This is a genomic window from Microcoleus sp. FACHB-68, assembly GCF_014695715.1.
GTDB lineage: Bacteria > Cyanobacteriota > Cyanobacteriia > Cyanobacteriales > Oscillatoriaceae > FACHB-68.
The window spans coordinates 12,874-32,940 of the sequence record NZ_JACJOT010000015.1; the positions used below are offsets into that span (position 1 = coordinate 12,874).

At 49.6% G+C, this 20,067-nt stretch carries 18 protein-coding genes; 5 read left to right on the forward strand and 13 right to left on the reverse strand.

What is annotated here, in order from left to right:
• Positions 1 to 6: 6 nt before the first annotated feature.
• Positions 7 to 1,119 (reverse strand): glutamate 5-kinase, encoded by a 1,113-nt coding sequence (gene proB, locus H6F73_RS20675; RefSeq protein ID WP_190760665.1) that lies wholly within the window; start codon positions 1,117 to 1,119, stop codon positions 7 to 9.
• Positions 1,120 to 1,177: 58 nt separating this feature from the next.
• Here proB and H6F73_RS20680 point away from each other — a divergent pair, with 58 nt between their 5' ends.
• On the forward strand, positions 1,178 to 1,378 hold the full coding sequence (locus H6F73_RS20680) for a hypothetical protein (protein WP_190760802.1): 201 nt from the start codon (positions 1,178 to 1,180) through the stop codon (positions 1,376 to 1,378).
• A gap of 128 nt (positions 1,379 to 1,506) precedes the next feature.
• On the opposite strand, the gene H6F73_RS20685 is transcribed toward H6F73_RS20680, so the two are convergent.
• The 6 genes from H6F73_RS20685 to H6F73_RS20710 all read right to left on the reverse strand — a co-directional run bounded on the left by H6F73_RS20685 (position 1,507) and on the right by H6F73_RS20710 (position 7,238).
• Complete coding sequence (locus tag H6F73_RS20685) at positions 1,507 to 2,028, reverse strand: YqeG family HAD IIIA-type phosphatase (protein WP_190760789.1); 522 nt, start codon at positions 2,026 to 2,028, stop codon at positions 1,507 to 1,509.
• A 16-nt stretch (positions 2,029 to 2,044) separates the two neighbouring features.
• The gene (gene mltG / locus H6F73_RS20690; protein ID WP_190760666.1) at positions 2,045 to 3,136 is read right to left on the reverse strand and encodes an endolytic transglycosylase MltG; all 1,092 of its coding nucleotides are present in this window, start codon (positions 3,134 to 3,136) and stop codon (positions 2,045 to 2,047) included.
• Positions 3,137 to 3,317: 181 nt separating this feature from the next.
• Positions 3,318 to 3,902 carry a DUF3727 domain-containing protein gene (locus tag H6F73_RS20695; RefSeq protein ID WP_190760667.1) on the reverse strand — a complete coding sequence of 195 codons (585 nt, stop codon included), beginning with the start codon at positions 3,900 to 3,902 and terminating at the stop codon, positions 3,318 to 3,320.
• 249 nt (positions 3,903 to 4,151) lie between these two features.
• Positions 4,152 to 4,601: a Holliday junction resolvase RuvX gene (gene ruvX / locus H6F73_RS20700; RefSeq protein WP_190760668.1), complete on the reverse strand. Its 450-nt coding sequence runs from the start codon at positions 4,599 to 4,601 to the stop codon at positions 4,152 to 4,154.
• Positions 4,602 to 4,618: 17 nt separating this feature from the next.
• Positions 4,619 to 5,860 carry a GNAT family N-acetyltransferase gene (locus tag H6F73_RS20705; protein ID WP_190760669.1) on the reverse strand — a complete coding sequence of 414 codons (1,242 nt, stop codon included), beginning with the start codon at positions 5,858 to 5,860 and terminating at the stop codon, positions 4,619 to 4,621.
• 199 nt (positions 5,861 to 6,059) lie between these two features.
• Entirely contained in the window at positions 6,060 to 7,238 is a 1,179-nt protein-coding gene (locus tag H6F73_RS20710) for a F420-0:Gamma-glutamyl ligase (protein WP_347239591.1), read from the reverse strand.
• A 430-nt stretch (positions 7,239 to 7,668) separates the two neighbouring features.
• Between H6F73_RS20710 and cruF the strand changes: the two genes are divergently transcribed.
• Entirely contained in the window at positions 7,669 to 8,610 is a 942-nt protein-coding gene (gene cruF, locus H6F73_RS20715) for a gamma-carotene 1'-hydroxylase CruF (RefSeq protein WP_190760671.1), read from the forward strand.
• 293 nt (positions 8,611 to 8,903) lie between these two features.
• Here the strand turns inward: cruF and H6F73_RS26255 are convergent, their stop codons facing one another.
• A complete protein-coding gene (locus tag H6F73_RS26255) occupies positions 8,904 to 9,056 on the reverse strand; it encodes a hypothetical protein (protein ID WP_206754757.1) in 153 nt (50 codons plus the stop codon).
• Positions 9,057 to 9,197: 141 nt separating this feature from the next.
• Here H6F73_RS26255 and cruG point away from each other — a divergent pair, with 141 nt between their 5' ends.
• Positions 9,198 to 10,397: a 2'-O-glycosyltransferase CruG gene (gene cruG, locus H6F73_RS20720; RefSeq protein WP_347239592.1), complete on the forward strand. Its 1,200-nt coding sequence runs from the start codon at positions 9,198 to 9,200 to the stop codon at positions 10,395 to 10,397.
• Positions 10,398 to 10,516: 119 nt separating this feature from the next.
• Positions 10,517 to 11,317 (forward strand): ZIP family metal transporter, encoded by an 801-nt coding sequence (locus H6F73_RS20725; protein WP_199330703.1) that lies wholly within the window; start codon positions 10,517 to 10,519, stop codon positions 11,315 to 11,317.
• 142 nt (positions 11,318 to 11,459) lie between these two features.
• On the opposite strand, the gene rnhA is transcribed toward H6F73_RS20725, so the two are convergent.
• The 3 genes from rnhA to H6F73_RS20740 form a co-directional block, all read right to left on the reverse strand.
• On the reverse strand, positions 11,460 to 12,395 hold the full coding sequence (gene rnhA, locus H6F73_RS20730) for a ribonuclease HI (RefSeq protein ID WP_190760672.1): 936 nt from the start codon (positions 12,393 to 12,395) through the stop codon (positions 11,460 to 11,462).
• Between the two features lie 82 nt (positions 12,396 to 12,477).
• Positions 12,478 to 13,401 carry a hypothetical protein gene (locus H6F73_RS20735; RefSeq protein ID WP_190760673.1) on the reverse strand — a complete coding sequence of 308 codons (924 nt, stop codon included), beginning with the start codon at positions 13,399 to 13,401 and terminating at the stop codon, positions 12,478 to 12,480.
• 286 nt (positions 13,402 to 13,687) lie between these two features.
• Entirely contained in the window at positions 13,688 to 14,923 is a 1,236-nt protein-coding gene (locus H6F73_RS20740) for a tetratricopeptide repeat protein (RefSeq protein WP_206754758.1), read from the reverse strand.
• 53 nt (positions 14,924 to 14,976) lie between these two features.
• Between H6F73_RS20740 and dnaX the strand changes: the two genes are divergently transcribed.
• Positions 14,977 to 17,529: a DNA polymerase III subunit gamma/tau gene (gene dnaX / locus H6F73_RS20745; RefSeq protein ID WP_190760675.1), complete on the forward strand. Its 2,553-nt coding sequence runs from the start codon at positions 14,977 to 14,979 to the stop codon at positions 17,527 to 17,529.
• A gap of 32 nt (positions 17,530 to 17,561) precedes the next feature.
• Here the strand turns inward: dnaX and H6F73_RS20750 are convergent, their stop codons facing one another.
• Together H6F73_RS20750 and H6F73_RS20755 are read right to left on the reverse strand one after the other, a co-directional pair.
• Positions 17,562 to 18,893: a DUF2254 domain-containing protein gene (locus tag H6F73_RS20750; RefSeq protein ID WP_190760676.1), complete on the reverse strand. Its 1,332-nt coding sequence runs from the start codon at positions 18,891 to 18,893 to the stop codon at positions 17,562 to 17,564.
• The gene (locus H6F73_RS20755; protein WP_190760677.1) at positions 18,890 to 19,882 is read right to left on the reverse strand and encodes a mechanosensitive ion channel family protein; all 993 of its coding nucleotides are present in this window, start codon (positions 19,880 to 19,882) and stop codon (positions 18,890 to 18,892) included. The genes H6F73_RS20750 and H6F73_RS20755 overlap by 4 nt, the downstream gene beginning before the upstream one ends.
• Between the last annotated feature and the right edge of the window lie 185 nt (positions 19,883 to 20,067).

The window sequence follows — 20,067 nt, forward strand, 5'->3', positions numbered from 1 at the left end:
TAGCTTCTAGTTACTCAAAACGAGGTTATCTCGGTGAACCACGGTTTCAGCGCCGGCATAACCCAAAATCTGGGAAATTTCATCAGACTTGCGCCCTCGAATTCGCTGTAGTTCCGGGCTGCTATAGTTTACCAATCCTCTCGCCATTTCCCGACCGCTAAGATCGCATAGCTGCACAGCATCTGAGGCATTGAATTCTCCTTCAATCCCGGTGATGCCGGCAGGAAGTAACGATTTTCCCAGCTGACAGATCGCTGCCACGGCACCGGCATCTAAAAACAGCTTGCCCGCCGGAATCAAACCGTGAGCGATCCAGCGTTTGCGGGCGCTGTCGGTTCGGGGTTGAGGTTCAAACTGAGTGCCAATCGGTTCTCCCTGTAAGATTTTGTCAATATTTCTGGGATAAGCGCCGGCAGTGATCACTGTGCGAACTCCCGCACCCGTGGCAATCCGTGCCGCTTCGATTTTGGTTGCCATGCCGCCGGTGCCCCAACTGGTGCCACTGCCGCCGGTTTGTACCTGTAACTCCGCTAGCTGTTCCAAGCGCTGCACTAAAGCAATCGGTTGGGCGTCTGGCACTTCGCGCGGATCGGCAGAGTACAACCGATCCACATCCGTGAGTATAAATAGCCAGTCGGCTTCGATCAAACTGGCTACCAGCGCCGAAAGCGTGTCATTATCCCCAAACTTGAGTTCTTCAACGGCTACGGTGTCGTTTTCATTCACCACCGGCACCACTCCCAACCGCAACAATTCTTGGAAGGTGTTGTAAGCATTCACGTATCGGCTGCGCTGCACCAAGTCGGTTCGAGTCAGCAGCACTTGCGCGATCGGCTGTTGCAGGGTCGTAAAAAAGTCATCATATACCCGAATGAGCCGGCCTTGGCCGACTGCGGCGACTGCCTGTTTCAGCGCAATGCTGCGCGGGCGTTCTTGCAGTCCCAGGCGAGCGCAACCCACCCCTACGGCACCAGAGGAAACCAAAACAACTCGGTGCCCTTGCCGGCGAAGGTCTGTGAGGGTTTCTACGAGGGTGGCAATGGTGGAAAGGGCGAGGTTGCCGGTGGTCGGCACCGTCAAACTAGAAGTCCCTATTTTTACAACGATGGTTTGCGGCATGACAACAGATCAGGGGACTCGGTGAGGCATCAGGGAATTAGGGCATGGGGCATTGGGCATGGGGCATTGGGCATCGGGCATTGGGCATGGGGCATTAGGCATGGGTCAAGGCTTCGCCAACCTAAAGGTAGGGGCATTGGGCATGGGGCATGGGGCATTGGGCATTTCTCCCGTTTTCCCTAGCCCATCAATTGTAAAGCGCCAGCTCCTCCTACGAGAAGACTGGCGCTCTACAAAGTTATTTGTTTTTTATGGTTAGGGTCTTTATATTTGCTGACCCCATTTGAACTATGACTATCATCGCCTGAAAAAACCGAAGTCTTCAGTTTCATAATGTTTTCTTTATATTTCGCGATGTCATGATTCATCTCGGTTTGTAAAGTTTTATTACTTTGGCGGCGTGAGGGTGGCTCCGAGGATTTGAGAAAACCACACCTCAAAGGAACGCCAGTGATAGCGGCGGATCGCTTCAGTGGGATCAATTACAGGTTCGACCAAAATAGTAAACATTCCCAAGCGGTTGCCGGCGAGGACATCGGTAAAGAGGCGATCCCCAACCATCGCCACCTGATCAACCGGCAGATTCATGCCATCAACTGCTTGCCTTAACTTGCGCCGGGAGGGTTTAGCCGCGCCTAGAATGTAGGGCACGTTCAAGGACTCGGCGATACTGCGAATGCGAGAGGCGCTGAGGTTATTGCTGACGAGCCACAGCTTTGCCAAGGGTCTGATAGTATCGACCCACTGCCGCATTTCTGGAGAAGCTTCAGCAACCCGCATAGGCACCAAGGTTTCATCCACATCCAGCACTAATCCTTTCAGCTGGTATTGCTGCACAATCGCCGGTGTCAGACTCAAAATTGAGTCTCCTAAAACTAAGTCAGGCTGTAAGAGTTTGCCCCAAGACATTGTTAATTGTTGATGGTTAGTTGGGTGATTTTTCAGTAGCCGAACGCTCATCCCGAATTTTCGCTTGAGCGGCTTCGTGTTCGGCTAGGGTGCGGCTAAAGACGTGAGTTCCGTCATACAGCGCCACAAAATAGAGAAATTCTGTGTTTTCTGGATTGAGAGTAGCTTTTAAGCTCTCAATACCGGGACTGGCAATAGGCGTCGGCGGCAGGCCGGCATTGATATAGGTGTTATAGGGAGAAGGCGTATTAACCTGGGCCAAGGTTAGGGGTTTATCGGGTGTTTGGGTGACTCCCAAGCCGTACTCAACGGTGGGATCGGCACCTAATGACATTCCTTCTTGCAAGCGCTTGGTAAACACGCCGGCAATTCGGGCACGTTCGCCTGGAATGACGGCCTCTTTTTCGACGATGCTGGCGAGTGTCACCCATTCAAGCAAGCTCATCTTGGTCTGCCGATCTCCTTTTTGATAGATCGGAAGTGCCAACTGCTCAAACCGAGTGAGCATCTGTCTTAAAACTGCTTGCGGGGTGATGTCATCACCGACTAGCTCGTAGGTGTCGGGGTATAGGAAACCTTCGAGATGGGGTAAGCCATTGGGCAGCCAGGGGTACTGCGCTTGCGGAATTTCGCTGGCTGCTTTGAGAAAGTCTTGGGCTGTAAAAAACCCTTGTGACTCAAAGTAAGCAGCCATTTGCTTGAGTGACCATCCTTCGGGAATGGTGAAGTTGAGCTTGACAACGTCGCCGGTCCAAATTTTGTTGGCAATCTCCTGCATTGATTCTGTGGGGGCGATGTTATAGGTGCCGGCTTTAAAATCGCCACCCCCGCGTTGCATTAACCACCGCGCCCACAGTTTCCAAGCGGACGCAGAACGGATCAAACCGGCTGACTCTAGATCCTGGCCAATTTGTTGAGCCGATGTTCCAGGCGGAATTTGTAGCTGAACCGCTTTGTCTTGGGGTGAGTTTCCCGAAGCAACCGAGCCTGCCGGTGGCGCACTGGCCCAACTCCACCAAGACCAGCCCTGCCAAGCACAGACTCCTAAGGTCGTCAGGATGATAGCGAGGAACAACGACCACTTGGAAATGCGTTTGACAACTTTCATATTTAATGCTATTAAACAATCAGTTTCTACAGAAAAGTCTTGAGTGCGAGGGGGCGTCAGCCTTTGCCGGCATTGCCTACCCCCTTACCGGGCTTGACTTATGCACTAAGAGAGCACGCTTCGCCCTGATGTGCGTTATGAAAGCCGGGATTTTAAGAGGCAAAGCCCAAACTCTCCAGGCTTACTCCTCTAGTTCTTCAAAGAGCCGGTCTTCAATCAGTCCTTCTAGAGTTGGCAGCATTGGCTCTAGCTTTTGGAACTCTTCAGGAGAGAGCAATTCTGGCTCACCGTCGGCATTAATCCGAGCCAGAACAAAGAAGGGATCGAGGGGCGTATAAATGGCATACTCTAGCTCTTCGTGGTAGAAGCTGGCTAGCCACTGTAACTCTTCATAATCACCCTCTTCTGTATCTTCATCTTCCCCGATATCCTCGGAGGATAAATCCGGCAAGTCGCCTTCAACGGTTAGGGTGATGGCTGTGCGTTTGAGGGTGAGGTTTTGCTCTTCGAGAACCGCTTTGGCTATTGAAAAGAGCGGGTCAATGTCCTCGTCTTCTACAGGGACTGCTTCCTCGTCATCCCCTTCTGCTTGCCAAGCAAAAATTTCGACGGGAGAGTCGATAGGCAGGAGTAAAACGTAATCCTGACCTTCTAACTCCAAAGAATGCTCAATAGAACAGGTAAGCGACCGTCCAGATTCATCCGTCAGGGTGACGGTATCTGAGGAAGGACGCCCATTCTCTTTAGGGGATTGGGATTTTGTCATTTGTCATTTTTCCTTTGTCCTTTGTTCAGATGTCAGCGGTCAGTTGTCAGCAGTTGTGAGCAACCGACAAGTGAGCGCAGCCCACTGAGCAATGACCTAGGGGATGAGAACAGGGTGAATAGGTTGACAGTTTGGGGCAGTTTCCAAGGTCACTGGGAATAAACCAACGCTGAAAGCTAAATGCAATCGTCGTTGGTTGAACGTCTATTGGACGACTCTAGTGCATAGCAAATTGCACTCACCAGAATATCACGGTAAAGTACCTTCCCTCTTTGGCTGCCGGCGCTCGTCGAGCCACTGCTGTAAAATCAGGGCGGCTGCCTTGCGGTCAATCAGTCCTTTATTCCGCGAGGGAGAGCGATTTTCTGCGATGATCATTTGCTCCGCCTGAAACGACGTTAAACGCTCATCCACATATTCCACCGGCAGTTGCAGTGCCTCAGAAAGGCGGTTGGAAAATTTCTGCACGGATTTGGCTTGGAAACCCACATTGCCATTCATGGAATAGGGTAAACCGACAACAAGCACTTGCACCTGTCTTTCCTCGACCAAGTGGCGCAGTTGTGCCACATCTCGGTCAAACGAGGTGCGATCAATGGTAGTCAATCCGGTGGCAATTAAGCCGGTGCCATCACAACCGGCTACCCCGATGCGCTTGCTGCCAACATCCAAACCCAGAGCTGAAATTCTCGCTGCCATAGTTATTAATTAATGTCTCAGTTTGTCAGTCCTGAGTCGCCAGGATGGAGTTCTGACTCAACTTCTTTACAGAGGGCGCATTTCTCAGCGCTCACGACTGCATTAAGTGCCGGCTGCGGTTCAGTAATCGGCTGTTTTTTTTGCAGCGGATTAAGCCACGACATCCGGCCCGGTACAGGTTTGCGTGCCGGCTGGAATCCCTGAAGCACATCAGATAGCTGTAAGGCTTCCAGAGCGTTGAGTTTAGACTCACGCAGCTTGTGCCAGACTGAGCGAGACATTAGCAGCGTGTGGGAAATGCGCTCAGCACCGATTTGCTCTAAATACTCTTCCCGTTCTGGCTGATAATCTGCAGAAGCCAGATGTAAGGATTGAGGGGGGAAATCCTTGGCAATGCGGGCCATTTGGGACAGCAATTCTGGATACAGCCAAGTGTAAGCTGGGTGGACGCTCAGCTGGGCGACGTGAGGCTGTGAACCGTCACGGCTCAACTGGATCTGAAAGTAGCCGATCGCTGCTTTGCGCTGGGGTTCAAACACATAGCCGCTGACCACTTCTGTGTGAGCAAGCCACTGTCTGAAACCTTCAATTAAAGCGCTGACCAGGCCGGTTTGAAAGTCCTGGATGTGGCGGTCGAACACCTGGCGAAGCAACGGCGGCATGGCGGCTGTGTCCAACTGACACAACAGTTGAGCGTCGGCATTGCTCACCGGCAGCAAATTGGGCAGATCCGGTTCCCGATTGGCCAATTGCTCTTGCAGTGCCGGCCCAATTGTCCAATAGGTCATTTGGGCCAAGGGTTGAAACCCATTTTGCCGGTAGAGAGCTAGCGCGTTTTTATCATTAACATTCACCTCTAGCAGCCAAGTCCGGGCCTCCCAAACCACCTCTAAGCAGTGGCGTAGCAGCACCGAACCAATTCCCTGGCTAGAAGCGGCTGGATCGATGACCACCCGCTCGACTCGCCAAGTGCTCCGTGTGCGGTTAAATGGCGAGATTTGAATCATGCCCCGAAACTTGCCCTCTTGCTCGGCAACATGACAGCAAAAGAGGTACTGATAGGGATTGGGAAACAGACTCAGCAGCTTTAGCCAACCAAACCAGCGCCGAGCTTGTGACAGTTGCTGGCAAGTGTCAGTTAAACGACTGTGTGTTTCGGCTTCAAACTCCTCCGCACAGCGTTTTTCCATCACTTCCAGATCCCGGTATTGGATGGGGCGGATCGTGGTATTGGGGTTCTGGGGTGAGACAGGAGCCATTAAACCTTCTACGCGGCCTCTATCCTTTTTGAACGAACAATGTAGAGTTTAGAGTTTTTTCCCTTTTCTCCATTTTCCATTCTTCATTCTCCAGGGGAGCCGTGCCCTCCATGTATACGACGATTCACCCTGTTTTTGCGAGAGGCAATTTTTTAAGTTGCTTCTACAGTCAGGAACGGGGCAAAACCTGTATGAGCGATTAACCCTGAGCTTTCGGTCGAATCAAAACCAGCGGCGTTTGCTCATCAGCATTGCCGGCTGGGTTAGTTCTTAAGGCTTGTTCTAACAAAGCCGCTGACAGATCGGGGGTCGCTGCCAATATCTTAACTGCTTTCAAGTCGTTCACGTCTACAATCGCGGCTGATAATCCCGTCTCCTGCTTAATTCTTTCTACAACTTTTTGAGGATTTTCTGGGCCGAGGACGATGAACTGGTCATAAGGGGGCAAGGTGCCGGTTACGTCGTCAATGAGCCGCGCCTGCTCACCGGCAAGTTGGTAAAATACCCCAGGCTTGCCAAACACTTTAGCAATTGCCCCAACGACAAAGGCGAAGACGACCCGCGCCGGCCCGACAATATTCACTAAGGTCTGCATCCCGCAAGCGGTGGCCAAACTAGAGGTGGGCATGAAGAAATAGCACAGCCGTTTGGCCACAAATCCGGGCGTGATATCGGTGGGGGGGTGCCACCGGCCTTGCATGATGGCGATGGGCGTTTCGCCAATCGTCACGACATCTCCTTTTTGGGAGTGGGGGAAGATGTAACGCTTAACGATTTCTACAGGATCGTCGAGGTGCGTGAGTAAATGGGTTTTCACCGGCAGCACTTCTGCCACAGCGGTAGATCGCCAGCTTCCAGCCGTTGCGCCTGGTTCTGGATATTTCAGCGGCACAACCACATGGCGGACTTTGGGAATGCGTCCTTGAGGGCCATAGGTAATGTAGTTGATTTTGATCCAGGCGGTTTGCAATTGGCTCAGATCCGGCCCTTGAATCTCGATTGAAACTTTGATCCGCGTTTTCTTGCCGGTTTTGACAATATAGCCAAACCAATATCCATCATCCCGTGCCGGTGCATCTGGATGCAGGGGAATCACTTGGCTGTGGCAAGTAATGCCCTCCAAGCTGCCTTTCGACAACAGGCTGACTTCCGAACGCACTTCCGGCAGCATGATTTCTAAACTTTGCGTCTGGTTGTGAAACTCCATCTCGCCGACCAAAAGATAGCGGTTGGGTTCCACAACTTCTAACTTCCAATCTCCCTGCGACAGCTTTAAATCATTGCCGGGACGCCGCCGGTACTGTAACTCTAGCGCCAACCCAGCGAACCCTAGCAAGAGAGCCGCGACTCCTACACCAATTCCTATGCTTTCTGCGATCACCACAATTGTTTCCGAATTTTTGTTCTGCGAGTTTATTCAGGCTGACCCTTCTGCGGACGGGATAGAACGAGGGGGATAAAGAGTCCTGAGTGCTGAGTGCTGAGTCCTGAGCTTTTGAGTGGGAGAGTGGGAGAGTGGGAGAGAGTGATACAACACTTAATTTTCCCAATGCCCAATGCCCATACCTAAAGGTTGGCGCAGCCTTGCCCATACCTTTAGGTTGGCGAAGCCTTGCCCAATCCCCAATGCCCAATCCCCAATGCCCCTTTTATCCTATAACGACTGTAAGGAGGGTTAGAAAGCCTACAGAATTGTAAGGCCCTGGGATTAGTTTGAGAAAAGCCTCTCTCGATAGCAAGATTTTTGTTAAACATTTGTAAACTGTTAAGAAGCGCTTTTTAAGGTTTACATTTCTTAAAGGAGTTCCATGAAGCTACTGATTACTGCCGAGCGCTATTTACTGATTGGCCATGTTGGGGCGATGGCGTTCGGACTGGCAGGGCTGCTGCTGGTTTTACCCAATCCAGAATTAATTCTGAGTTTATCGTCTGTCGGACAAAGCATCTTCCAGTGGAGTATGGCCGGTGGGGGGGTGGTTTATATCATCTTCGGAGCAGCAGCGGTGGCGATTTATGCCTACCGGCTGCTGGGAATGCGGCTGTGGCTGTCGTTTATGCTGCCGTCTGTGTTTCTGTCTTTGGGGAGTGAGCTGTTGGGCACCAGCACCGGCTTCCCGTTTGGCCATTACCAATATTTGAGTGGTTTGGGCTATAAAGTGGCCGGTTTGGTGCCGTTTACCATTCCCCTGTCTTGGTTTTATATGGGGCTGGTGTCCTATCTGCTGGCGCGTGCCGGCTTAGAACGCATCGGCATGGCTAATTGGGTTCGCCACATCTCGGCGATTGCCTTGGGTTCCCTGTTACTCACGGCTTGGGACTTTGTTCTTGATCCGGCCATGAGCCAGACAGCCTTTCCGTTCTGGGAATTTCAGGAAGTCGGCGCTTTCTTTGGGATGCCTTACCGCAACTTAGCCGGTTGGATGGGCACCGGCGCACTGTTTATGTCTGTGGCAGCTTTGTTGTGGGGAAATACACGGATTTCATTGCAGCGCTCACAACTGGGTTTACCTCTAATTGTTTATGTGGTTAACTTCGCCTTCGGTGCGATTATTACCTTGGGTGCCTTAGATGCCCGGTACTTGATTCCCACGTCGCTGAGTGTGTTGCTGGGTGTTGTGCCGGCTGTGATTCTATGGTGGATGGCTGCGCCGGCAACGCAAACCGTGGAGGATGCCACCTCTGAGGCAGATTCCCAGATTATCGAGCGTGCTGAACTGCCGACTCCTCCTGTGGAAGTCGCCGCGAAATAAGGCGGGAGGTAAACTTGAAAGGCAGCGCAGGGCCAGTGCGATTTCAGTTCGGTTTTGGGGTGTGCTGCCAAACCCCAACCGCTCTCATTTTCAATCGGTCATTTTCCCCTCACGTCAGGCGAAAGGTAAGAATACTCAATTTTTCTCAAATCCCTACGCCAAAGATGAGGGGAACTTTCAATTTGGGGGTTCCTCAATCTCTCAATGTTCAATTTTAAGAATTCGGCAAATAGCCAGCGAAATCCTAACCGCTTGTCTCTCTCCGGCCTGTTGTATGCTTTTAAAGCTTACTGTTAGCGTCTTTTCTGATTCTGTAGCATCAGGCCGGCTAAAGATAATAAGAATGTTAAAAAAAAGATACCGAAAACCATTGGATCAAAATGGCCATTCGTAGCGGGTGCCAAAGCTCCGTGTTCTGGCATTGCATCAGCAGGAATCTGGTTCATTTATACAAGCTTGCTAAAGTTTTACTGCTTGATGAAAAAATTTTAAACTTCAATTCTGTTATTTGTCCTCCGTGTGAACAGGCGGACAAATGACCTGTTAACGATGAGAAAGGTTTTCTTGTGCTTACCAATTTTTTTTCTATCGCACACCCGATATCTACTGATTTGTCAATAAATTATTGGTCATTGGGGCTATTGCTGTTTCAGGTGCCGGCGGTAGCGATTTTGCTGTCGCGTCTGATTAAAGGGCCAACCCGCAAGCCGCCAATTGAACCGCAACCGGCAACCCTAGATTTGTTGGGTAAGGTGAGTGTGGTTGTGCCGACGCTGAATGAGGCAGAACGAATTGGCCCTTGTTTAGCCGGCTTGACTCGCCAGAGTTACGAAGTTCGGGAAATGATTGTGGTAGACAGCCGATCCCAGGATGGGACAGCAGAATTGGTGAAGGCTGCCGGTGAGAAAGATCCCCGATTTCGGGTCATTACAGATGATCCGCTGCCTGCCGGCTGGGTGGGGCGTCCGTGGGCGTTGCATACCGGCTTTTACCACACTTCAGATGGCAGCGAATGGTTTTTAGGAATGGATGCCGATACCCAGCCGAGTCCGGGTTTGGTTGCCGGTTTAGTCGCAACGGCTGAGGCAGAGGGTTACGATCTGGTGTCTCTGTCGCCGCAATTTATTCTGAAATATCCAGGGGAATTGTGGTTGCAGCCGGCACTTTTACTCACCCTTGTCTACCGATTTGGCCCAACCGGCACCGGCGCAGATACGGCAGAACGAGTGATGGCAAACGGTCAGTGTTTTCTGTGCCGACGGTCTGTTTTAAAGCAGCTAGATGGCTACAGCAGCGCCCGTAGTTCGTTTTGTGATGATGTCACCTTAGCCAGAAACATCGCCGCTAAAGGCTTTAAAGTGGGCTTCTGGGATGGGGCGAAGGTGTTGAAGGTGCGGATGTATGAAGGGGCGGCGGAAACTTGGCGAGAGTGGGGAAGATCGCTTGATCTCAAAGATGCTTCTTCATCGGGTCAGATTTGGGGCGATTTATGGCTGCTGCTAGCGATTCAAGGTTTACCTCTGCCGATTTTACTGGGCTACCTGTTTCTATCTCCCCCGCTTGCTCTTGCCCCCTCTCTGCTGCTTTCTCTGCTGGGATTAAATCTATTTTTGCTGGCAATTCGGTTTGCTTTAAACTTTGCAATTGCCCCATCTTATGATCGCTCACAAGCAACTGCCGGCTGGATGTTTTGGTTGTCTCCGTTGGCAGATCCTTTAGCTGTCGTGCGAATTTTTCTTTCGGCCATTCAAAGACCCACTCAATGGCGCGGGCGAAAATATGAGTAACCCTGATATCTTGCACTTCTAAGGGTACGTGCCGATATAGGGGTGGGTTTTGACGCTAAAATCCTGCTGATTTTCTTGACTTACCCGCCCCTCTCTCAATTTTTTGTTGAGCTTAAAAGATGCTTGAAATTCTTAAAGATATTCCGATTGTTTACCTGGGTTTAATTGGCAGCCTGTTTGCCGGCTTAGCAACGGGAATCGGGGCCATTCCTATTTTTTTGATTCCTAATATAACCAAAAGAATTCAAGGAATGATGATGGGGTTTGGGGCTGGAGTAATGCTGGCTGCAACCTCATTTTCACTGATTATTCCGGCAATAGAAGCGGCTTCAGATAACACCGGCAATCGAGTTTGGGCTGCAACAATTGTGGTAATAGGGATACTTTTAGGCGGTATTTTTTTATTATATAGCAATCAATATCTTCCCCACGAACACTTTTTTAAAGGGCAAGAAGGAACTGATACCAATAATTTAAAGAGAGTTTGGCTGTTTGTGATTGCAATTGCGATTCATAACTTTCCCGAAGGATTAGCCGTGGGTGTGGGATTTGCTGGAGGGCAGATTGCCAATGGCATTGCCTTAGCCACCGGCATCGGGTTGCAAAACTTACCAGAAGGGCTTGTCGTCGCTTTAGCCTTGCTGGGAGAAAAATATTCTAAACGGGATGCCTTCTTAATTGCGCTGTTTACCGGCTTAGTTGAACCCATCGGCGGCGTGATTGGGGCGGGAGTGGTTTCTCTCGCCCAATTTTTTATGCCTTGGGCGATGGCGTTTGCTGCCGGCGCGATGCTATTTGTGATTAGCGATGAAATTATCCCCGAATCTCACCAGTTAGGCTTTGAAAAAGAAGCAACCTTTGGGGTGATGATCGGGTTTGTGGTGATGATGTTTTTAGATGTCACCTTGGGGAGTAGCTAAAAGCTTTCTGAGGGTGGGCATCAGGGATGAGGGGCATAGGGCAAGGCTTCGCCAACCTAAAGGTATGGGCATCGTTAATAAATAGTAGAGAATACTCTGCGACTGTTCCTTAGCCCCTAGTCCCTAGTCCCTAACCCCTCTCTTAGTCCACGCGTTCCAGCTGCCAGAGGATTTGGTTGCCCTCGCGCCGCACTCGTGAGACGATCCAGTTTCGCCATACCCAGTTGTCTCCGCGACTGGTAACGGCGCTGGCGTTGACATCCATTAAGTCGGCAAGTTCGGAACTGGTGATGAGGTAGCGTTTTTCAGCGATTTCATCGGCGATCCTTAGGGTTTCTACTAAGTCCCGCAGTTGAGAGACTCTGAATTCGCTAGGTAAGTGGGTTTCGGTGGAGTCAGCAGCAAAAGGGGCAGTCGAGTCCGTCATGGCAACATCCGATGTCGAAAGGTCAGAGGGTACTGCACTGGATTGTATCGTTTTGTTTCCAAAATCGTTAGTTGCTGCTGAACTAATTACCTGTTTCACCGGCATTTGTTGCACAGAAGTGGGTTTATCGGCAGCATAGGCGCGATCATTCGTTGCTGCTGAACTCATTACCTGTTTCACCGGCATCTGTTGCAAGGAAGCGGGTTTACCGGCAGCGTAGGCGCGGGCGATGGTGTCGCAGCGATCATTGTAAAAGTTGCCGGAGTGTCCTCGGACGTGTTGCCAGTTGACTTGCCGGCAGTTGAGTTTGTCGAGCACTTCCCAAATATCTTGGTTGAGGACGGGTTTGCCGGTGGAGGTTTTCCAGCCTTTCTTTTTCCAGCCTTTAATCCATTGGGTGATGCCGTTTTTCAGGTATTCGCTGTCGGTGTAGAGGGTGATGGGTTCGTCTTGACTGGCACTTGTGAGGAATTCTAAGGCAGCAACGGCGGCTTGCATTTCCATGCGGTTGTTGGTGGTTTGGGAGTCACCCCCGCCGAGTTCATGGGTGGAACCATCAGCGTAGCAAACAACGACTCCCCAGCCGCCTGGGCCGGGGTTGCCGGTGCACGCGCCATCGGTGTAAATACTTTGGATTTTGCTAGAAGACATTAGCGAGGAATTAAGCGATGGATTCCCAAAATTATCACGGCAATCGCTATTGGAACAATACTCCATACCCAGGCCGGCGATTTCACGACAAGTTAGTTTCTCCTGAATTATCTAACCCGTTCGCAATAAATACTGCTTCAATCACTTGCCCTGTACAATTTTCTTCTTCCTGAGCAGCCGATGGAAGTTTTTCTAATTCATTCTCAATCAATACTGGCTCAATCGCTTGCCCTGTTTCAGTTTCATCTTCCTGAGAAGTCTGTGGAAGTTTTTCTAATCCATTTCCAACAAATACCGCTTCAATCACTTGCCCTGTCCAAATCTCATCCCACTTAGAAACTGGGGGAAGTTTTTCTAATAACTGCGTCCCAATTGTTAGCGCCTCTTCTGAGAATTCTCCCTCGGCTATTTCTTTTAGCCCTACCATCCGATTTGCCAACTCTCGATCCGGTGCTTCCTGCAATGTTTCCCCAAACCGGCGCAACCACTGCACCCATTGTTCTGTTGTGGCGCGGTATTGCATATCCTGCCAAAAATTTAAGGCGACTGACTCACCAAACGGGACTTTGGCTAACAGTTGACGAAACAAAGATTCATATTCTTCCTCACTCAGCGCTTGAGATTCTCTTGCCAGCAGTTGAGTGCCAATTTCTCCTGAAATTTCCCCAATTTCTCCACAACCGATTTCACTCAGCCGAACCATCCGCGTTGCTAATTCATGGTTAGGTGCGGGAGATTTTAACAAGCGATCTCGACCAAAGCGCTTGAGCCAGGAGATAAAAAATTTGTCCTGAATGCGATTTCCCAAATGTTCTAATACTTGCGCTTGCTGCCAACCTTCTCCAATCCCATCCATGAGCTGCATAAAGAAGTTTTCATAACCGGCATCACTCAAAGGATTAATGGGGACTGGGGTTTGCTCTTTCTTCTCTTCTTTTGATGATGTAGAATTTTTAAATAGCTGTTGAAAGAAGTGTACAAGCCGATCCCATATTTTTTTTAGCATACTTTTATTGTTTTTTTTACAAAAGTGTAAAGATTCTGTAGAGCAATCCTATTTGAATTGCAACAAAGTGGAGTCCGGGCATCTTGCTATATAACGCGAATGAGACACTGGCATTACCGGAAATTCTCACGAATAATTTAGGATTGCTATATCAATCTATCAATTCTAGAACATTATCTTTTTTAAGAATTAATAAAATAATGCTATAATTTAGTCTTAATTAGAGGCAAGTAGATAGTAGAGAAATCTACGATCTACTAACAACTAATTAACCTAATCGGCTCACCTACCCCCAGGCAGTCCCCTCAGATGCCGGCGCATCTCCCTCGGCTTCTAGTAGCAGACGGGCAGCCTCTCGACCGGCCAAGGCGACGGAGTCCTCCGGCTGAACGCTCAGCGCTCGGTCAAAGGAGGTGATCGCTTCCTGGTGCCGGTGCAAACTGGTGAGGGCAACGCCCCGGTTGACCCAAGCCGGCCCGTAATCTGGGGCAAGGGACACCACGCGATCAAACGATTGCAGTGCCTCTTCGTGCCGGTGTAAGTAACTCAGCGCCAACCCCCGGTTAAACCAAGTTTCAATTTCACTCGGTTCCCTGGCAACGGCTTCGTTATACGAGTTGAGAGCCTCCTCGTGCCGGCCTAAAGCCATCAGCGCATCCCCTTGGCTATGCCACCCTTGGGGGAGGTCGGGCTGCAGTTGCAGCGCTTGCTGATAGCAACTGACGGCCTCTTCATAGCGGTTGAGTTTGGTCAGCGCCACCCCCCGGTTATGCCAAGCCGCCGGGAATTCTGGATTCACTTGCAGCGCTTTTTCATAAGAGTTGAGTTCCTCTTCGTGCTGCTCTAAAGCCGAGAACGCTAAACCTCGCAGATACCAAGTGTTAGGATTGTGAGGCTCAACCTTAATCGCAGCCTCAAAGCAGGCGATTGCTTCTTCGTACCTTTCCAAGTAAAATAGCGCTCCACCCCGGTTCAACCAAGCCGCTGTTAACTCTGGCTCGAGTTGCAAAGCTTGGTCATAAGAGGCAATTGCCCCTAACACATCCCCAACCCCTAATTGCTGATTTCCTTGCTCCCACCAAGCTTCAGCATTGTCTGGTGGAGGGGCAGCAGGGGCATTAGGAGCAGCCGGTGCCGGCACCCCCCGTTCTCGCGCCAGCAACTGGCTGCCCAGTTCGTATGCCACATCTGCCAAGTCCCCGCAATTCATTTGTCCTAAACCGAGTAACTGTCTGGCTAACTCAGGATTCGGTGCCGGCGTGGCCAAAAAGCGTTCGCCATAGCGCCGCAGCCAAGCCGCCCATAGTTGCAGGTTGCCGCGTTCTCCGAGATCGTCAAAAAACTTCAACACTCGTTCGCGATCCCAACCTCGTTTCACCCCCTCCAACAATTGGGTGAATAGCAGTTGATAATCTGCATCCTCCAATGCCGGTGGCGGTTTCATTCCGGCTGATATAGGCTGAGATTTTACAACTTCCCTCTTTTCACTGCCAAAAAACCGCTGCCACATTTCCTTTAGCATCTCCCGCACCCACGCGTCACATATTCTAGATTGTAGGCAACGCTTACACCTCCATGTCCTACGAACCTCTCCACCACAAATACAGACCCCAAACTTTTGGGGATTTAGTGGGTCAAGACGCCATCGCCACGACCCTCAGTAATGCTATTCGCCTAGATAAAATCGCACCGGCATACTTATTTACCGGCCCAAGAGGCACCGGCAAGACCTCCAGCGCTCGTATTTTGGCCAAATCTCTTAACTGTTTGGCCAATAATGTCCCCACAGATAAGCCTTGCGGCGTTTGTGATGTGTGCCGGTCTGTAACCAACGGTTCATCCTTGGATGTGATAGAAATTGACGCCGCGAGTAACACCGGCGTTGATAATATTCGGGAACTGATTGAAAGAGCGCAATTTGCCCCTGTACAGTGCCGGTATAAAGTTTATGTGATTGATGAATGCTTAACCGGCGACTCACTCATACAAACCCGCGAAGGTTTGATTCGCATTGATGATCCCAACCTTAAAGGGAAAGAAGTTCTCAGTTATAACGAAGCTTTAGCAGTTTGGGAATTCAAAAAAGTTTTGAGGTGGTTAGACCAAGGAGAAAAGCAAACCTTTGTTATTAAAACAACCCACCGGGAAATTAGATGCACCGGCAATCACTTAATTCGCACAGATCAAGGATGGGTTGCAGCGGCTAATTTGAAACCAGAGATGAAAATTCTCTCACCTTTAGAGCGCAAAAGCTTGACAGATTGGCAGAAGTTAAACAATGTAAGCTTAGAGCCGGCGATTTCAGCAAAAATGCCAGAATTATTGCCAATTGGCTTACAGAAAGGAGAGATTCATCAGTCACAAACTCTTACAGAAAATTTAACTCTAACAAAATCTAATCCATCAGTCGAAAATAGTTTGCCTGCTCCTAACACTATTCAATTTTTGACTAATTTGGAAACAGTCGAGACTGTAACCCTTGGTAGCATAGAAAAAGTTTACGATATTGAAGTAGAAGACAATCACAACTTTGTGGCAAACGAGCTATTAGTTCATAATTGCCATATGCTCAGCACAGCAGCATTTAATTGCTTACTGAAAACTTTAGAAGAACCGCCTAATACCGTTGTATTTGTCTTAGCAACAACTGACCCCCAACGGGTTTTACCAACAATTATTTCCCGTTGTCAGCGGTTTGACTTCCGCCGCATCCCGCTAGAAGCAATGGTGGGGCATTTAAAATATATTGCCGAAAAAGAAACGATTAATATAAACAGCGATGCAATTACCCTTGTCGCTCAAATCGCCCAAGGCGGATTAAGAGATGCGGAAAGCTTACTCGATCAACTAAGTTTACTCGCACCGCCGGTTAGTGTTGAAAAAGTTTGGGATTTAGTCGGCGCAGTGCCGGAACGAGATTTGATGACACTGCTAGAAGCGATTAATAATAATAACCCCGCAGAGGTTCTCGATCAAACCCGCCATATTATGAATCGGGGACGAGAACCGTTAGTTTTACTACAAAATTTTGCCGGCTTTTACCGGGATTTACTCATTGCTAAAACAGCACCGGCACGAAATGATTTAGTTGCTATTACTCCCCAAACTTGGAAACAAATGTGTGAGTTTGTTCAAAGTTGGGACATTAGCAACATATTAGCCGGTCAAAAACACCTGCGCGACAGTGAAGTGCAATTAAAACACAGCACCCAGCCGCGCCTGTGGTTAGAAGTCACGTTATTAGGATTATTACCGGCAGCCTTCAACAGCCAGCCGGCACCGGCAAACCCGCCGCAACCAACCGCCTTTGCTAAAGCTTCTCCGCCACCGCAACAGCAAACTCCACAAGCTCAAATCCCCACATCCCCAAATCCCTCACCGGCAACTTCTGCGACACCGAAACCAGAGATTCCGGTGGAGTTAGCGCAACCACAAGCTGATCCCCTTCCCGCACCTTCAGGGGATGCGACTGCACAAGAGTATGATCCCCAAGAAGTTTGGCAAGCCGTATTGGCGAATCTGCAGCCACTCGGAACGAAAGAACTGTTGCGCCAACATTGTCAATTGATCAGCTTTGACGGTGCGGTTGCCCGCATTAGTATTAGTTCTAATCCCCTCTACAAGATGGGGCAGGGAAAGATGCCTAATGTTGAAACAGCCTTTTTGAAAATCTTCAATCGCAAGATTAAGGTAACTTTAGAAGTTGCCGGTGCTAACCAACCCAAAGCAATGCCGGCGCAAACCCCGCCACCGGCAGCTTTTAATGAGAATAATATTCCCCCGCCGGCACCCGATAACAACACATATCAGCAACCGCCGGCACAACCACAAAGAGACTTTCCCAGTGCCAATTCACCCGCAGCTAATAATTACCAAGCTGCTGCAACACCACCGCCTGCATCTGTAACAAATGGCTTCCAGAAAGATGCTTCCCGCTTGCGGCAGTCACCTGAAGATGAGTTAGAAAGTGCCGTTCAGATACTTGTTAAATCATTTAACGGAGAAGAGATTGAATTGAGCAATAAGGTGGACGATCCCACACCGGCAGCTTTGAATGACGATGAGTTAATTGAATTCCCAATGGAGGAAGAAGACTATGAAGAAGATGACGATGATATCGGTTTTTAAAGTTGTTACTGCTGTGTAGACAGGTTGCCGGTTTAATTTGATTGATTAGAGAGCAACTTCACCGCCGCCAAGTATCGTTCCTCAACATCCTTGCGATCATGTTCCTCCGATAACTGTTGGCTACCGCGCTCAATCATGGTTGCATGATGCAAAAGTGCCTCGCGATCCTTGCGGTTGCGAGTGTGCGGTGCGATCGCTGCGATTGCTTCTAGTAAGCGGATTGTTACTGCCACATCCGATCCCCCGTACTGCCGGATCTGGTTAAAAGCGTCGTCAGTTATCCCGGCAAACGTCACAGAATTGGCAATCGCCCGCAGGTTGTTCTCGTCATCGTAGCGGTAAGGCGAAGGTAAATCTCTTTGAGCCAGCCGGCACAGCGCGGCGCTGAGCTGATCAATACACTGAATTGCCGTAAACGGATCGTTGATGCCGGGGGAAACCGCCCGCAGTGCAATCTCGACCAATTGGTTAATGCAAAATTCTACATCCTGCTGTTCAGTGCGCTGCAAACCCAACATAAATGCCCCGTAAATTTGCCCGTAAAGTTTTTCATTCATTCGTTCCCCAGGCCAAACCATTACCAGCTCGCTGTCTTGCACAATAAACTTACCAGGACGGTATTTGAGACGCAGCAGAAGGTTGTTTGACTTGGCAATTTTCATCAATCGCTTGTCATCAACCGCCTGCAAATAACCACTCTTAGTTGCCAGAACCGGCGAGGCTTCTTTATCAAAATTCACCGGAATTTCGTCAACCCATCGCTGTTTTTGTCCTGGGTTTCCCTGTCCGATCTTTTGGGGAAACAAGTGATCAATGGCATGGTTTAAATCTTTGCTAACTTCCCCAATGACGTGCCATGACTGAATTGAGGTGGAGGCGTGATGGATAAAATAGATTAACACCCCAATGCTGGTGATCGCTAACACGATGCCGAACGTTACTGCTAGCTGCGGAACAAATAGGTTGTAATCATCGCCCCTGATGGTTCGCAAGACAAGTAAGCAGTAAATAAAGGTGCCGATGAACGTACCCAGCACAATTTGATTGCCGGTGTCCTGCATGAAGTTACGCAGCAGTCGCGGGCCAAACTGTGAAGAAGCCAGGGTGAGGGCGACGATAACGATGGAGAAGGCAGTACCGGCAACGGTGATCATCGAACCGGCAACCGTTGAAAGCATTGTCCGCGCCCCATCTGGGCCGCCGGTGTAGATCAAGGCGAGCTTTTCAATAAAGCCAGATTTGCCGGCCCGATCAAGCGCCAGCATCGCAAACGCCAGCACCATTGCGCTGCCTGACATGAGTGCCGGTACAAACCAGTAGCTAGAGTGCAGTGAATCCCAAAGCTTGCTCAGCTTGATATTCATGTGCCACCGTTACCATCTCGTTGCGAACGCATTTCAGCCAGCTTTCTCAGGGAACCCCCGATGCTGCGCGGTTTCGGGACTTCATTGTTTCCTGCCGGCCATCCTTCCCGCTGACGAGCGCGATCACCATCAGTTTCTTCGGTTTGATCGTGGAAAAGAATTTGCTGTGTCGGGAAGGGCAGATCGATGCCATTTGCAACCAACTTATTCTTAATCGCAATGAGGACTTGATCGCGCGAATCAAGGGTATCCGCACGTCGCGGCGGTTTTATCCACCACCGGGCGCGGATGTTTACCGTACTCTCAGCAAGTTCCATTACAAGGGCATCGGGTGCGGGATCGTGCAAAACCCCATCCACACTGTAGAGTGCTTCCAAAATGAGTTGCTTCGCCCGGTCAATATCATCCCCGTATCCAATCCCAACATCATATTCATTCCGCCGTTTTTCAAATGCGGTGTTGACGGTTACTGAATTCGTGAAAAGTTCAGCATTTGGAATCACTATGCGACGGCCATCGTAAGTTCTAATGATTGTGGCGCGTGTCTGGATATTTTCAACGGTGCCTTCAAAATCTTTGAATACGATTTGGTCTTCAATTTGGAACGGTTCAGTCAAAAGAATTAAGATGCCGGCGAGAAAATTTTGGAGAATATCCCGAAAAGCAAACCCAATTGCTACCCCACTAATCCCCAACAGTTGAACTAAATCACCTGCCTTAAAAGAAGGAATAACAATCGATAAAGCAACAAATAAGCCGACTAAAATGACAACCCCTTGAGCTAAACGTCCAAGAACCAGCCCTAAATTTCTCGCTTGCCGGTGTCTTCTCGTCAGACGTCTGACAAGGGTTCTGATCGTCCTTGCTGCAAAAAAGAACAAAGTAAAGACGATTAAAGCCAAGATCACATTTGGCAGCATCGTAATCGTGCCTGAGATCATCCCCTGAATTTTCGTCCAGGCTGCTGATGCTGATGCTTGCAGATCCATGATTTTTCCCGTTAATAAAACATTGCTGAGCGTTTCGATGCCAAAGCTGAACGCTTTGCTATGTAAGTTTTTGGCAACTACGCTACCGCTATTTTTATCAACTTTGATAGGTCTTTGTCTTATCGTACATCTATCTTAGGTATTATTTATTCAAAAGTTGGGAATGAGCAATCACTCAATTATTG

Coding starts and splice junctions, on each gene's coding strand:
- H6F73_RS26255 (WP_206754757.1), bottom strand. CDS start 9,056: ATGAACCAGATTCCTGCTGATGCAATGCCAGAACACGGAGCTTTGGCA.
- H6F73_RS20695 (WP_190760667.1), bottom strand. CDS start 3,902: ATGACAAAATCCCAATCCCCTAAAGAGAATGGGCGTCCTTCCTCAGAT.
- H6F73_RS20725 (WP_199330703.1), top strand. CDS start 10,517: ATGCTTGAAATTCTTAAAGATATTCCGATTGTTTACCTGGGTTTAATT.
- ruvX (WP_190760668.1), bottom strand. CDS start 4,601: ATGGCAGCGAGAATTTCAGCTCTGGGTTTGGATGTTGGCAGCAAGCGC.
- H6F73_RS20705 (WP_190760669.1), bottom strand. CDS start 5,860: ATGGCTCCTGTCTCACCCCAGAACCCCAATACCACGATCCGCCCCATC.
- H6F73_RS20680 (WP_190760802.1), top strand. CDS start 1,178: ATGGGGCATTGGGCATCGGGCATTGGGCATGGGGCATTAGGCATGGGT.
- rnhA (WP_190760672.1), bottom strand. CDS start 12,395: ATGTCTTCTAGCAAAATCCAAAGTATTTACACCGATGGCGCGTGCACC.
- H6F73_RS20740 (WP_206754758.1), bottom strand. CDS start 14,923: ATGCTAAAGGAAATGTGGCAGCGGTTTTTTGGCAGTGAAAAGAGGGAA.
- H6F73_RS20755 (WP_190760677.1), bottom strand. CDS start 19,882: ATGGATCTGCAAGCATCAGCATCAGCAGCCTGGACGAAAATTCAGGGG.
- proB (WP_190760665.1), bottom strand. CDS start 1,119: ATGCCGCAAACCATCGTTGTAAAAATAGGGACTTCTAGTTTGACGGTG.
- dnaX (WP_190760675.1), top strand. CDS start 14,977: ATGTCCTACGAACCTCTCCACCACAAATACAGACCCCAAACTTTTGGG.
- mltG (WP_190760666.1), bottom strand. CDS start 3,136: ATGAAAGTTGTCAAACGCATTTCCAAGTGGTCGTTGTTCCTCGCTATC.
- H6F73_RS20750 (WP_190760676.1), bottom strand. CDS start 18,893: ATGAATATCAAGCTGAGCAAGCTTTGGGATTCACTGCACTCTAGCTAC.
- H6F73_RS20685 (WP_190760789.1), bottom strand. CDS start 2,028: ATGTCTTGGGGCAAACTCTTACAGCCTGACTTAGTTTTAGGAGACTCA.
- cruF (WP_190760671.1), top strand. CDS start 7,669: ATGAAGCTACTGATTACTGCCGAGCGCTATTTACTGATTGGCCATGTT.
- H6F73_RS20735 (WP_190760673.1), bottom strand. CDS start 13,401: ATGCTAAAAAAAATATGGGATCGGCTTGTACACTTCTTTCAACAGCTA.